The organism is Mycobacterium toneyamaense, assembly GCF_055384815.1.
In genome coordinates this window covers 3,663,687-3,677,166 of sequence record NZ_AP040333.1, presented here as the reverse complement: position 1 = coordinate 3,677,166, position 13,480 = coordinate 3,663,687, and the positions used below count along the sequence as shown (strand labels likewise).

13 protein-coding genes and 1 tRNA gene are annotated in these 13,480 nt (G+C 66.2%); 10 read left to right on the top strand and 4 right to left on the bottom strand.

The genetic code is table 11. The annotated features are described in order from the left end of the window. The first annotated feature begins 3 nt into the window (after positions 1-3). From ACZ5IQ_RS17745 to ACZ5IQ_RS17735, 3 genes are read left to right on the top strand one after another with little or no spacing between them, the layout of a single operon-like run. Positions 4-756, top strand: coding sequence for an amino acid ABC transporter ATP-binding protein (locus ACZ5IQ_RS17745; protein ID WP_212814758.1), 753 nt, complete (start codon positions 4-6; stop codon positions 754-756). After that, positions 756-1,913 carry a MacS family sensor histidine kinase gene (gene macS / locus ACZ5IQ_RS17740; protein ID WP_212814013.1) on the top strand — a complete coding sequence of 386 codons (1,158 nt, stop codon included), beginning with the start codon at positions 756-758 and terminating at the stop codon, positions 1,911-1,913. The genes ACZ5IQ_RS17745 and macS overlap by 1 nt, the downstream gene beginning before the upstream one ends. After that, on the top strand, positions 1,906-2,553 hold the full coding sequence (locus ACZ5IQ_RS17735) for a response regulator (protein ID WP_212814015.1): 648 nt from the start codon (positions 1,906-1,908) through the stop codon (positions 2,551-2,553). The genes macS and ACZ5IQ_RS17735 overlap by 8 nt, the downstream gene beginning before the upstream one ends. Here the strand turns inward: ACZ5IQ_RS17735 and ACZ5IQ_RS17730 are convergent. After that, positions 2,526-3,890: an adenylate/guanylate cyclase domain-containing protein gene (locus ACZ5IQ_RS17730; RefSeq protein ID WP_212814018.1), complete on the bottom strand. Its 1,365-nt coding sequence runs from the start codon at positions 3,888-3,890 to the stop codon at positions 2,526-2,528. The two genes, ACZ5IQ_RS17735 and ACZ5IQ_RS17730, sit on opposite strands and share 28 nt — an antisense overlap. Before the next feature lie 580 nt (positions 3,891-4,470). Between ACZ5IQ_RS17730 and ACZ5IQ_RS17725 the strand changes: the two genes are divergently transcribed. Beyond that, positions 4,471-6,435, top strand: coding sequence for a cellulase family glycosylhydrolase (locus ACZ5IQ_RS17725; RefSeq protein WP_212814020.1), 1,965 nt, complete (start codon positions 4,471-4,473; stop codon positions 6,433-6,435). 63 nt (positions 6,436-6,498) lie between these two features. Here the strand turns inward: ACZ5IQ_RS17725 and ACZ5IQ_RS17720 are convergent, their stop codons facing one another. From ACZ5IQ_RS17720 to ACZ5IQ_RS17710, 3 genes are all read right to left on the bottom strand, one after another. Next, positions 6,499-7,038, bottom strand: a complete 540-nt coding sequence (locus ACZ5IQ_RS17720) for a hypothetical protein (RefSeq protein ID WP_212814022.1) — start codon at positions 7,036-7,038, stop codon at positions 6,499-6,501. A gap of 2 nt (positions 7,039-7,040) precedes the next feature. Continuing rightward, the gene (locus ACZ5IQ_RS17715; RefSeq protein WP_212814024.1) at positions 7,041-7,313 is read right to left on the bottom strand and encodes a hypothetical protein; all 273 of its coding nucleotides are present in this window, start codon (positions 7,311-7,313) and stop codon (positions 7,041-7,043) included. A 23-nt stretch (positions 7,314-7,336) separates the two neighbouring features. Beyond that, a tRNA-Leu gene (locus ACZ5IQ_RS17710) sits at positions 7,337-7,413 on the bottom strand. 107 nt (positions 7,414-7,520) lie between these two features. Between ACZ5IQ_RS17710 and ACZ5IQ_RS17705 the strand changes: the two genes are divergently transcribed. From ACZ5IQ_RS17705 to ACZ5IQ_RS17680, 6 genes are all read left to right on the top strand, one after another. Further along, positions 7,521-8,150 carry an ANTAR domain-containing response regulator gene (locus ACZ5IQ_RS17705; protein ID WP_212814026.1) on the top strand — a complete coding sequence of 210 codons (630 nt, stop codon included), beginning with the start codon at positions 7,521-7,523 and terminating at the stop codon, positions 8,148-8,150. 207 nt (positions 8,151-8,357) lie between these two features. Next, positions 8,358-9,572: a branched-chain amino acid ABC transporter substrate-binding protein gene (locus ACZ5IQ_RS17700; protein WP_212814028.1), complete on the top strand. Its 1,215-nt coding sequence runs from the start codon at positions 8,358-8,360 to the stop codon at positions 9,570-9,572. Between the two features lie 93 nt (positions 9,573-9,665). Then, a complete protein-coding gene (locus tag ACZ5IQ_RS17695; RefSeq protein ID WP_464480050.1) occupies positions 9,666-10,703 on the top strand; it encodes a branched-chain amino acid ABC transporter permease in 1,038 nt (345 codons plus the stop codon). Continuing rightward, positions 10,700-11,893, top strand: a complete 1,194-nt coding sequence (locus ACZ5IQ_RS17690) for a branched-chain amino acid ABC transporter permease (protein WP_064860625.1) — start codon at positions 10,700-10,702, stop codon at positions 11,891-11,893. Before ACZ5IQ_RS17695 ends, ACZ5IQ_RS17690 begins: the two co-directional genes overlap by 4 nt. Further along, the gene (locus ACZ5IQ_RS17685; protein WP_061006305.1) at positions 11,890-12,735 is read left to right on the top strand and encodes an ABC transporter ATP-binding protein; all 846 of its coding nucleotides are present in this window, start codon (positions 11,890-11,892) and stop codon (positions 12,733-12,735) included. The genes ACZ5IQ_RS17690 and ACZ5IQ_RS17685 overlap by 4 nt, the downstream gene beginning before the upstream one ends. Next, positions 12,722-13,477: an ABC transporter ATP-binding protein gene (locus ACZ5IQ_RS17680; protein WP_464480049.1), complete on the top strand. Its 756-nt coding sequence runs from the start codon at positions 12,722-12,724 to the stop codon at positions 13,475-13,477. Before ACZ5IQ_RS17685 ends, ACZ5IQ_RS17680 begins: the two co-directional genes overlap by 14 nt. The last annotated feature ends 3 nt before the right edge of the window (positions 13,478-13,480 follow it).

Below are 13,480 nucleotides of genomic sequence, written 5' to 3'. Positions count from 1 at the left end.
CCCATGGTGCGAGCCGAACAGGTATGCAAGAGCTTCGGTGCCCTCGACGTGCTCAAGGGTGTCTCGCTCGAGGTCGAGCGCGGACAGGTCCTCGTGCTTGTCGGTCCCTCCGGTTCCGGCAAGTCGACGTTCCTGCGGTGTATCAATCACCTGGAACAGGTCAGCGCCGGGCGGTTGTACGTCGATGAGGAGCTGGTCGGGTACCGCGAACGCGGGGGCAAGCTGCACGAACTCCCGCCGAAGGAGGCCGCCCGCCAGCGCCGCGATGTCGGCATGGTCTTCCAGCACTTCAATCTGTTCCCGCACCGGACCGCGCTGGAGAACATCATCGAGGCGCCGGTGCACGTCAAGGGCGTCAAGCGGGACGCGGCGGTGAGTCGTGCGCGGGACCTGCTCGACCAGGTTGGGTTGTCCAGCAAGGCCGATGCCTATCCGGCCCAGTTGTCCGGCGGCCAGCAGCAGCGCGTGGCCATCGCCCGCGCGCTGGCGATGGAGCCTAAGCTGATGCTGTTCGACGAACCGACCTCGGCGCTGGACCCGGAACTGGTCGGAGACGTCCTGGCGGTCATGAAAAAGCTTGCCCAACAGGGCATGACGATGATCGTCGTCACGCACGAGATGGGCTTCGCCCGCGAGGTGGCCGACCAGCTGGTGTTCATGGACGGCGGCGTGGTGGTCGAGCGTGGCGCCCCGCGTGAGGTGATGGCCGACCCGAAACATGAACGCACGAAGGCCTTTCTGTCCAAAGTGATGTAGTGGCTGTGCACCCCGCGTCGAAGGCGGAACCAGAACCGGACCCGGCCGCCCCGCTGTGGCGGGCGGCACAGGGCTTCCGGCTGCTCAGCTGCCTGTACGCCTTGGGTTTTCAGCTCGCGGTCAATGACGATCTGCGACACCCGGCCGTCACGTGGGCGCTTTTCGGGGTCCTCATCGCGTGGAGCCTGGCGTGTGCGGTGGCCTATCTGAAGGGTTTCGGCCGACGGAGGGCCTGGGTGCTGACCGAGGTGCTGGTCGTCATCCTGCTGGTGTTGTCCACCGAGCTGGTGGCGTCCCCGGCGTGGATCGCCGGCAACCAGTCGTGGCCGACGACGTTGTGGGCCACCAACGCGACGCTGTCCGCGGCCATCCAGCTGGGGCCACTGGCTGGAATGGGCGTCGGGCTGCTCGTGACGGCGGCCGGCGCGGTGCTGAAGGGCTACTTCGACCCCAATCTCGGCCGGCAGGCGACGCTCGTCATCGAGTTGGCGGTGGGGCTCGCCGTCGGGATGGCCGCGCAGACCGCGCGCCGTGCGCACGCGGAGCTGCAGCGCGCCATCCGATTGGCGGCGGCGACCGCGGAGCGCGAGCGGCTGTCCCGGCAGGTGCACGACGGCGCCATCCAGGTGCTGGCGCTGGTCGCCCGCAAGGGGCGGGAAATCGGTGGCGAGACAACCGAACTCGCGCAGCTGGCCGGCGAGCAGGAACGGGCGCTGCGCCGACTGGTCAGTTCCGGTCTTGACGAGGCCCCGGGCGGTCTGGTCGACGTCGGGGAGATGCTCCGGGCCCGCGCGGGTGATCGCGTCGCGGTGAGCGTGCCGCCGGACCCGGTGCTGCTCGACGCCGCCGTGGCGGGCGAACTCGATGCCGCGGTCGCCAACGTGCTGGGCAACACGGTCGCACACGCGGGCCCCGAGGCCCGGGCTTACGTCCTCGTCGAGGACATGGACGGGCAGGTCGTGGTGAGCGTCCGCGACGATGGGGTGGGGATCGCCGACGGACGGTTGGCGCAGGCAGCTGCGGAGGGGCATATGGGTGTGACGAAATCGATTGTGGGACGGCTGGAATCGCTCGGAGGTAAAGCCGAGCTGACGACGTCGCCGGGAGCCGGCACCGAGTGGGAGCTGACGGTACCGAGGGCGGCCGGCGATGTCTGAGCCACAGTTGACGGTGATGGTGGTCGACGACCACCCGATCTGGCGGGACGCCGTCGCCCGTGACCTCGAGGACTCGGGCTTCACCGTGGTGGCCACCGCCGACGGTGTGGCCGCCGCGGGCCGGCGGGCCGCGGTGGTCAAGCCCAAGGTGGTGCTGATGGACATGCGGCTGTCCGACGGCAGCGGCGTCGAGGCGACCACGCAGGTGCTGGCGGTCTCACCGGCGAGCCGGGTGCTGGTGCTGTCGGCCTCCGACGAGCGCGACGACGTCCTGGAGGCCGTGAAGGCCGGTGCCACCGGGTATCTGGTGAAGAGCGCCTCCAAGGCCGAGCTGGCCGACGCGGTGCGCGCGACGGGTGAGGGGCGTGCGGTGTTCACCCCGGGGCTGGCCGGTCTGGTGCTGGGGGAGCACCGGCGCATGGCCAAGACGCCGGGTGCGGACCCGGCTGCCGGCCTGACGGAGCGGGAAACCGAGATCCTGCGGTACGTGGCGAAAGGCCTGACCGCCAAGCAGATTGCCGAACGCCTGACGCTCAGCCACCGCACCGTCGAGAATCACGTGCAGGCGACGTTCCGCAAGCTGCAGGTGGCCAACCGGGTCGAAGCGGCGCGCTATGCCATCGAGCACGGCCTGGACTGAGCGCCGTCGGCTCGGGACGAGCCGGCCGCGGACAGCCGTCCGACCAGATACCAGGTGTGCATCAGCCCTTTGCCCTTGACGTCGATCTCGCCGCGCTCCTCGAATTCGTATGCGTGGCGCAGACGTTCATACACGTTGTGTGGCACCTGGATTCGGCCGGCGACGTCGGTGCTCTCCATGCGGGACGCGACGTTCACCGCGTCGCCCCAGACGTCGTAGAAGAACTTGCGTGACCCCACCACACCGGCCACCACGGGGCCGGCGGCGATGCCGATGCGGACCGGGACGGGGCGCCCCTTGGGGTCGGTCAGCCCGCGGACCGAATCGGCGAAGTCCAGCGCCAGGCAGGCCAGCGCCTCGAGGTGATCGGCGCGGCCGTGCGGTATGCCGCTGACCACCATGTAGGAGTCACCGCTCGTCTTGACCTTCTCCAAACCGTGCCGGTCGACGAGTGCGTCGAGCCCGGTGTAGAGCGTGTCCAGGAACTGGACCAGATCGGCGGGGGTGGTGTCGCTGGCGCGCTGGGTGTAACCGGCGATATCGGCGAAAAGTATTGAGGCGTCGTCGAATTTGTCGGCGATCACCGAATGCGCCGGATCCTTGAGTCGCTGCGCGATGGACTCGGGCAGGATGTTCGCCAGCAGCGTCTCGGACCTGAGGTATTCGGCCTGGATGGCGCGCTGGGCGATGGCGTTCTCCCGCAGCACCGACCAGACCGTCGCCATCACGATGAGGCAGGCCGACACCGCGGTGATGACGAACGACACCCGGCTTTCCATCTCGCTCTGCGCTCCGGTGTGCGCCGGGACGGTGAATTCCAGGATGCTCGCGGTGACGATGCCGACCGCGGCGACGGCGGCCGCGAATCCCACGTGTTCGAGGCCCACGATCAGCAGTGCGATGGCACCCGCGACGGCGAAGTACAGCAGAATTCCCGAGCCGGTGCCCACATTGATGGTCACGACGGTGACCGTGATGTAGGCGATGAGTATGAACGCCGCGGGCGCCACGAGTTCGCCGAACCGGTACAGCGTCGGGACGAGCAGGAAGAGCACCGCGCCGGCCAGGTTCACGGCGCCGATCCACATCGTGTAAGGCCCCGTGGTCAACGCCTGCAAGGCGAAGAAGACGCTGAGCACCGCGCCGAGGCGGCTGGTGCGGGTCAGGATCCGGCGGCTGCGGGCGACGGTCGGGCTGAGGATGTCGGCGTCGGGGCGAAGGCACTCGCGGACGGTCGCGGTCGGCACGCAGACCGAACGGCGCACGGCAGCGACCAAATCGGCGCTGGCCGGGGTCGCGGCGCCGCCGGTGAGGCGAGCGTCGTCCATGATCGCCATGGACTAAAGGGTAGACGCGCGGGACCGGATTTGGTGCTCGGCTGAGGATACTCCGCTGACGGCGAAACAGCGGGCCGCCGCGGTACCGCCCGCGGGCTGTCCCGGATTGGTTGCGGGACCCATAATGGCCAGTCGCTGTGGCCATTTAGAAGGGCTCGCTGAGTGGGACATTCGTGGGTACTGGGTGTCCCTTCGCCGCCACCGAAAAGTATGTACGGCAGCGATCAATATCAAAATTGCCAAATATTCGACAGCTGCGTCGAATGGCGTTTCTGCTGCACCGGCTGAAGCCGTTGAACTGCATATATACCAGAAAAATGCTTGCTCATGACAACTTTGCAAACCGATATTGATTAGCTGTATGTGAACATACCAGAGGTATTTAGGACGCCTCTATATTTGCCTGTATCGCACGCTCGGATTATTTCGATCAGATTTCGGATTTGAGCTCATTAAATTGTTGTCGGAGCAGTAAATTAACTGCCACGCGTCGTTGTCGAGGGGCGACAACCAGGGCGGAAAGGGGACTGCGGTGAACCGTCTGGTCCGTGCTCTCATGCTGAGAGTCGTTGTCGTATTGATGCCATTGGCTGTCATCTGCACCTACAGCCACGTGACGCCCGCACCGACTCGAACGGTCGCGATCGACGTCATCCCCACCGCCGAGATCGATGACACGCATTCGACCATCGGCATCGCCGACTCCAGCCTCTACGGACTGTCGCCGGCGGAGATCGACAAGACCCTGACCCAGCTGCAGTCCATCGGGGTGCAGAACATCCGGGTCTTCGTCCCATGGGCGTTGATCAAGATGACGGGTCCGAATGATCTTGCGAATGACGCGAACTGGACGCTGATGAACAACGTGATGGACGCCGCGCGCGCCCACAACATGGGTGTGCTGGCGGTCATCAGCCACACCCCGCTGTGGGCAGCTCCGAGTGGGACCACCCCGGGTGCGGGCGCACCCGATCCAGCCGTCTACGCGGACTTCGTGAAGCAGGTGGCCACCCGCTACGGCGACGTCATCTCCGCGTACGAAGTCTGGAACGAGCCCAACAGCTTCACGTTCTTCCAGCCGATGGATGCCGCCAAGTACACCGCCATCCTGAAGGCCGTCTACACCACCCTGAAGGGCGGCGACGGGACCACCGGTGTGGACCCGACGGCCTCGGTCATCGCGGGCGCCCTGGCGCCGATTCAGGACTTCTTCGGACTCACGTCGTCTCCGCAGACCTTCCTGGCCGCAATGTATGCCGCCGGCGCCAAAGGCTTTTTCGACGCGATCTCGTTCCACCCGTACGAGTTCAACCAGGTGCTGAAGTTCTCGCAGGGTGCCCTGAACCCACTCGCGCCGCTGTACCAGCTGCAACAGATGCGGGCGATCATGGTGCAGAACGGTGACGGCGACAAGCTGATCTGGGCCACCGAGTACGGCTTCCAGACCGTGCTGGACCAACTCGGCGTCGTCGACCCCACGAGCAACCAGAAGCAGGCCGATTTCATCTCGGACTTCATCACTGCCTGGCGGGCGCTGACCTACACCGGCCCGATATTCATCTACACCACCCGTGACGGCACGCCGGGCACGGACACCGGTTACGGCATCTTCCAGGCGGACTGGACGGCGAAGCTGGCGGTGAAGGTGATCTCGGATGCCATCGGTCTTCCGCCGGTCATCGTCTCGCCCATCGTGGCGCTGGCCCAATTGATCCAGAAGGCGCTGGCTCAGGCCCAGAAAGCCTTCGCGTCGTTCACCGCATCGCTGCAGACCGCGGTCAACAACGCCGTCAAGGCGTTCCAGAGCCTGCTGGCGGGCATCTTCAAACCCGCTGCGGCGCAACCGAGTACCACCGCGAGCCTGGCATCCGCCGCCGCCTCGATCAGTGCGGACACCCTCTCGGAGGCCAACCGGGCCGCGACGGAGCTGAAGTCCCAGGTGGGTGGTTCGAAGGACACCGCCGACCACGTCAAGGCCGGCGACAAGTCCGAGGCGGGTGACGTCAAGGTGGTCGACGCCGTCGAGCACGAAACCGCGGGAGCTGTCGACCCGAAGGCCGCGGAGACCAAGGTCGAGGATTCCAAGACTGAGGATCCCAAGGCCGAAACCCCGAAGGAAGACGCCCCGAAGGCGGAGAGCCCGAAGGCCGAGAGCCCGAAGGAAGAAACCCCGAAGGTCGAAACGCCCAAGACGGAGACCCCGAAGGAAGAAACCCCGAAGGAAGAGGCTCCCAAGGCCGAGACGCCCAAGGCGGAAACGCCCAAAGCAGAAACCCCGCAGTCCGATTCGCCTGCGTCGGCAGAGCCTAAGGCCGCGAACGAATCCAAGAAGCCGGCCAAAGACGCTGCGGCCGAGGGCAAGTCGACCGACGGCAAGGACGGCGACAGGCCGGCCGCCAAGGGCAAGGGCAAGAAGCCGGGCAAGACGAAGAAGCCGGCCCCCGCTGCCAGTGAGCCGTCGAAGCCGACGGGACGGTCGAACGGCGACACCGGTGGCAAGACTTCGCCGGCGGACAGCAAGTCACATCAGCATCAGGGCGCATAACCCGGGTGCGGACGAGGCCTCCCTGGCGTGTCATGCGCCGGGGAGGCCCTCGGGTTTGGCGGCTCAGACCGAATAGATCGGGGCGCCGATCCCGGACATGGTTGCCCGGAGGCGGTGCGCGATATCCCGGTCCAGGGCAACGAGATTCGCGGCGAAGTGCCGGATGTCGGCGGAGTGGTCATCGGCCATCGACTCGCGCGACTCGCGTTCCCTCGCCACGAACCGGTATCTGACCTCGGTCACCGACAGGTCTTCGGAGACGGTGAACTCGTTGGTACGCGCTTCGTCAATTGCGTTGAGCGCCAACCGTTTCACATCGGACAGCGACGCCGCGCCGGCGTGGGCGATACTCGCGGCGGTCCGTAGTGCGTCGGCCGAGCCACGAACCTTGACCAGGTCGCGCCACGCGATGTCCTGCGCGTTCTCCGCCGCACTGCCTTCCCACGTGGTGCCGCCGGGACGCAGGGTGCCCTGCCAGACGTCGTGGAATGAGTTCTCCCACAGATCGGCGGTCCTGTTCCACTGCGCGGCGGCGTCGACCAGGTGTTGCACATCCCAATCGGTGATCTGCGCCAGCGTCGGCAACTCGAGTTCGGCCATCATGGCTACTCCGCCAATGCTGCCGTGGCCGAGCTGTCGGAGTCGGTATAGGCGCGTCCGGCGGCGGTCAGCGCGGAGACAACAGACCAGATCCGTTCGGCATGTGCGGCGGACGCGGCATCGATGCGCGATTGGATCTCGGCGACGACATCCGCGGTGGACTGACCTTCGGGAAGCAACGCGCCACTGGTGACGTGTGCGGACAGAGCTTGGGCCTGCTGCTCGAGTTGACCGGCAACGGCGAACAGCCCATCAGCAGTGACTCGCAGTGCCCCCATGCCTGCAGTTTAGCGGCGAGCTTTGGTGCCCTCGGTGAGATTCGAACTCACACTGCACGGGTTTTGAATCCGTTTCCTCTGCCAGTTGGGATACGAGGGCGTCGCACCCGTTGATCGGGTGCGGTGTACCACCATAGTTGATGTGATTCTCCGGGCCCGCCGCGCCCCGAGGTCGCTTCATCGGACCGCTCACGCGACAATATGGGGATGACCGGGTCAACATCTGATGTCGCACCGCGCCGTGTCCTCGTGGCCGAGGATGAGGCGCTCATCCGGCTGGACCTGGCGGAGATGCTCCGCGAGGAGGGCTACGAGATCGTCGGCGAGGCCGGCGACGGCCAGGAGGCCGTCGAGCTCGCCGAGCAGCTCAAGCCTGACCTGGTGATCATGGATGTGAAGATGCCGCGCCGTGACGGCATCGACGCCGCGTCCGAGATCGCCGCCAAGCGCATCGCGCCTATCGTGATCCTGACCGCGTTTTCCCAGCGTGAGCTGGTCGAACGGGCCCGCGATGCGGGTGCCATGGCCTATCTGGTCAAGCCGTTCTCCATCACGGATCTGGTGCCGGCCATCGAGGTCGCGGTGAGCCGCTTCGGTGAGCTGACAGCGCTGGAGAAGGAAGTCCTGTCGCTGTCCGACCGGCTCGAGACACGCAAGCTCGTCGAGCGCGCCAAGGGCATCCTGCAGACCAAGCAGGGCATGACCGAACCCGAGGCGTTCAAGTGGATTCAGCGGGCGGCCATGGACCGTCGCACCACGATGAAACGGGTCGCCGAGGTCGTCGTCGAGACGCTGGATCCGCCGGCCGCGGAAGCGACAGAACCGTCAGCCGGCTGAGTCCCGCGGGCGCGTCCCGTTAACTCTGTGTTTCCGGCCGCAGCATTTACACAGGTCCGATGAAGACAACGTCGGCCAGCATCGCTCAACAGCGCGTATAGCCGCGCCGTGTTGGTTACTGTCTACGCGAAGCAGCGGATGTCGGCCCCACTTGCGAAGAGTGCAGGCCGCATCCGGTGCCACGTAACCATGACCCGGAGGTGAAGCGTGCGCAGTCGCGTAGCTCGGAATGCTCTTGCAGTCGGCAGTGCCGGTTTGATCGTGTTCGGTCTGGCGGGATGCAGCCAGTCTGATCCGAAGCAGAGCGGCGCGGCCGGCTCGAATCTCAAGATCGTCGAACAGGTGCAGATCGACGAGAACGGCGCCGAGGTCAAGGGCGCCGCCGGCGCGACTCCTGCCGATCCCGCCGGTGACGGCAAGGCCACCTGCCCGCCGGTGAACATCGCCATGGCGGGCGCGCTGAACGGCCCCGACGCCGCACTGGGCATCAACATCAAGGACGGCGTGCAGCTCGCCATCGACAAGCACAACGCGGCCAACCCCGGCTGCCAGGTGACGCTCAAGACCTTCGACACCGAGGGTGACCCACAGAAGGCGACGGGCATCGCGCCGCAGATCGTCGACGACAAGTTCACCATCGGTCTGGTCGGCCCCGCCTTCTCCGGCGAGACCAAGGCCACCGGCACCGTCTTCGACCAGGCCGGCCTCGTCGCCGCCACCGCCTCGGCCACCAACGTGACGCTGAGCGAGAACGGCTGGAAGACCTTCTTCCGCGGCCTGGCCAACGACGGCGTGCAGGGCCCGTCGGTCGCGAACTACCTGAAGAACACGCTCAACTACAAGAAGGTCTGCGTCGTCGACGACAGCACCGACTACGGCCTGGGCCTGGCCACGGCCGTGCGCACCACGCTGGGGCCGGTCGCCGACTCGGCGTGCAACATCTCGGTCAAGAAGGGCGACAAGGACTTCTCGGCGGCCGTCACCCAGATCAAGGGTGCCGCGCCCGACGCGATCTTCTACAGCGGCTACTACGCCGAGGCCGCGACGTTCGCTCAGCAGCTCAAGGACGGCGGCGTCACCGCGACGTTCGCCAGCGCCGACGGCACGAAGGACCCCGAGTTCGTCAAGCAGGGCGGCGAGGCGACGAAGGGCGCCATCCTGTCCTGCCCGTGCGGCCCGGCGAGCAAGCAGTTCGCCGAGGAATACACCAAGAAGTTCGGCCAGGAGCCCGGCACGTACAGCACCGAGGGCTACGACCTGGGCACCATCCTGGTCAAGGGCATCGACTCGGGTGCCGTCACCCGGCCCGCGCTGCTGGACTTCGTGACCAAGTACGAAGGTCAGGGCGTGGCCCGCAAGTACCAGTGGAACAACAAGGGTGAGCTGACCACCAACCTGATCTGGATCTACAAGGTCCAGTAGGAACCTGCAGACGACGACGCGTCCGGACCCCGTGCCGGGCGCGTCGTCGTTCCTGGACTCTCACCACCGCGATAACCGAGGAGCCGCCACCCGATGACACCCGACTGCGTCGGCCACTACGTGTGCACCGCGGCCAACATCAATTTCAACGTCGACAACCTGGTGAACGGGTTCTGGCAGTTGACGATTGACGGCTTGTCGTGGGGCGCCATCTATGCCCTCGTCGCCGTCGGCTACACCCTGGTGTTCGGCGTCCTGCGACTGATCAACTTCGCGCACTCGGAAATCTTCATGCTCAGCATGTTCGGCGCCTACTTCGCGCTGGAGGTCATCCTCGGCTTCAAGCCCAGCGGAAATGCCTACAACCTGGGCGTCGGGTTGACGATCTTCTACCTGGGCGTCGCCATGGTGGTCGCGATGCTGGTCTCCGGCGCCGCGGCCGTCGGCCTGGAGGTGGTGGCCTACCGGCCGCTGCGCCGCCGCAATGCACGCGGGCTGACATTCCTGATCACCGCCATCGGCATGTCGTTCGTCCTGCAGGAATTCGTGCACTTCGTGCTCCCGAAAATCCTCAAGGGTTTCGGCGGCAGCAACGCGCAGCAGCCGATCATCCTGGTGCAACCCAAGACTCAGTTCACGCTGTTCAGCGCGAACATCTCGAACGTCACCATCGTCATCGTGGTGGCGGCCATCGTGCTGGCACTGCTCACCGATATCGCGCTCAACCGCACCAAGTTCGGCCGCGGCATCCGCGCCGTCGCGCAGGACCCGACGACCGCCACCCTCATGGGCGTGTCCCGGGAGCGCATCATCATGACGACGTTCCTCATCGGCGGCCTGCTGGCGGGCGCCGCCGCGCTGCTCTACACCCTGAAGGTGCCGCAGGGCATCATCTACTCGGGCGGATTCCTGTTGGGAATCAAGGCATTCTCGGCCGCGGTGCTCGGCGGCATCGGCAACCTGCGGGGCGCGCTCCTCGGTGGCTTGATCCTCGGCATCATGGAGAACTACGGCCAGGCGTTCTTCGGCACCCAATGGCGCGACGTGGTGGCTTTCGTCCTCCTCGTGCTGGTGCTGTTGATCCGTCCCACCGGGATACTCGGTGAAAGTCTCGGGAAGGCACGCGCATGAGCGGGCAGCATCAAAACGAGGGCCGCGCCCGGTACCTGCTGGCACCCGGTGACCAGATCCGCCAGTGGTGGGACCAGCAGTCGAGGCCCGCGAAGTGGGTCTTCGGTGTCTTCGTGTTCCTTCTGGTGGCGTACCTGCCGCGGTACACCCCGTCGTTCCTCAACACGCCCGGCATCAGCTTCGGTGGCACCATGGCGCAGTTCGTGATGGTGGCGATCATCGCGATCGGCCTCAATGTCGTTGTGGGGCAGGCCGGATTGCTCGACCTCGGCTATGTCGGGTTCTACGCCGTCGGCGCCTACACCGTCGCGCTGCTGACCAGCCCGGACAGCCCGTGGAACCAGGTGGGCGTCGACGGGTTCCTCGACAAGGACTGGGCCTGGCTGGCCTGCGTACCCCTGGCGATGGCGGTCACCGCCATGGCCGGCCTGGTGCTGGGTATTCCGACGCTGCGGCTACGCGGTGACTACCTCGCCATCGTCACGCTGGGATTCGGCGAGATCATCCGGCTCCTCGCCGACAATCTCTCCGACCTGACCAACGGCGCTCGCGGCCTCAACCAGATCGCCTATCCGCGGCTGGGGGAGACCGACAAACTGCCCACGGGCGTGTTCTCCAGCGGTAACTCCGCCGGCTACGCCAATTACGGCACCTGGTGGTTCTGGCTGGGCCTGGTGCTCATGGTCGCCATCCTGCTGCTCGTCGGCAACCTGGAACGCAGCCGCGTCGGACGGGCGTGGGTCGCCATCCGCGAGGACGAGGACGCCGCAGAAGTCATGGGCGTCAACACTTTCAAGTTCAAACTGTGGGCGTTCGTCATCGGTGCGGGCATCGGCGGTCTGTCGGGCGCGCTCTATGCCGGCCAGGTGCAGTACGTCGCACCGCCCACCTTCAACATCATCAACTCGATGCTGTTCCTGTGCGCGGTGGTCCTCGGCGGCCAGGGCAACAAGCTCGGCGTGATCGTCGGTGCGTTCATCATCGTGTACCTGCCCAACCGGCTGCTCGGCGTGCATGTGCTCGGCATCAACCTCGGTGACCTCAAGTACCTGTTCTTCGGCCTGGCTCTGGTGGTGCTGATGATCTTCCGGCCGCAGGGCCTGTTCCCGGTACGCCAGCAGCTCCTGTCGTACGGCAAGTCGGCGCGGGCGTTGTTGCGCAATGCCGACGAATCGAAGGCGGCGGCATGAGCGACATCTTCGAGCCCGCGCCAGACGAGGAACTGGCCGCCCTGCACCGTGACGTACAGGTCGCCGAGGGCGAGAAGCTCTTGGCCACAACCGATCTCACGGTCAAGTTCGGCGGGCTCACCGCGCTCGATGCGGTGACGTTCGATATCCGGCGCGGCGAGATTCTCGGTCTCATCGGCCCCAACGGCGCCGGCAAGACCACCTGCTTCAACGCGATCACCGGCGTGTACCGGCCGTCGTCCGGGTCGGTGATGTTCGACGGCGCGCCGCTCGGCAAGATCAAGCGCCACGAGATCACCCGGCGCGGCATCGCGCGCACCTTCCAGAACATCCGGCTGTGGGGCGAGATGACGGCGCTGGAGAACGTCGTCGTCGGCACCGACGCCCGGCACAAGACGTCGGTCCCGGGCGCACTGCTGCGCACCGCCCGGCACCGCCGCGAGGAACGCGACGCCATCGAGCGTGCCGCGGCGCTACTGCAATTCGTCGGGATCGCGCACCGCGGCGAGGAAAAAGCGCGGAACCTGTCGTACGGCGACCAGCGCCGGCTGGAGATCGCCCGGGCGCTGGCCACCGAGCCGAAACTGCTGTGCCTGGACGAGCCCGCCGCCGGCTTCAACCCGAGCGAGAAGTCCGCACTCATCGAACTGATCCACGCGATCCGGGAGGACGGCTACACCGTGCTGCTGATCGAACACGACATGCGACTGGTCATGGGCGTCACCGACCGCATCGTGGTGCTCGAGTTCGGGCGCAAGATCGCCGAAGGCCTGCCTGCCGAGATTCGCGAGGACCCCAAGGTCATCGCCGCTTACCTGGGGGTGCCCGATGACGAGCTCTGAATCCGTCGACCTCGACCCGCGGCCGGTGTTGCTGGAGGTCCGCGACGCCGTCGTCCACTACGGCAGAATTCAAGCGCTGAATGGTGTTTCGCTGGTCGTGCGGGAGGGCGAACTCGTCACCCTGCTCGGCTCCAACGGTGCGGGCAAGACCACCATGATGCGGGCCATCTCCGGCCTGCGGCCACTGACGTCGGGTTCGGTGTGGTTCGACGGTCAGGACGTCTCCAAGGTCAAGGCGCACCAACGGGTCACGAAGGGTCTCATCCAGGCCCCCGAGGGCCGCGGGGTCTTCCCCGGTATGACCGTGGTCGAGAACCTGGAAATGGGCTGTTACGGACGCAAATTCGAGTCCAAGCACGACCACGACGAGCGGCTCGACTGGGTGCTGACGACGTTCCCGCGGCTGGCAGAACGGCGGACGCAGGCCGGCGGCACGCTGTCCGGTGGCGAGCAGCAGATGCTGGCGATCGGCCGCGCGTTGATGGCCCGGCCCAAGGTGCTGTTGCTCGACGAGCCGTCGATGGGTCTGGCGCCCATGGTCATCTCGCAGATCTTCCGGATCATCTCCGAGATCAACAGTCAGGGCACCACGGTGCTGTTGGTCGAGCAGAACGCGCAACAGGCGCTGAGCCGGTCCGATCGGGCCTACATCCTGGAGACCGGCGCCGTCACCCGTAGCGGCAATGCCCGCGACCTGCTGAAGGACGACAGCATTCGAGCGGCCTACCTCGGCGTCGCCTGATCT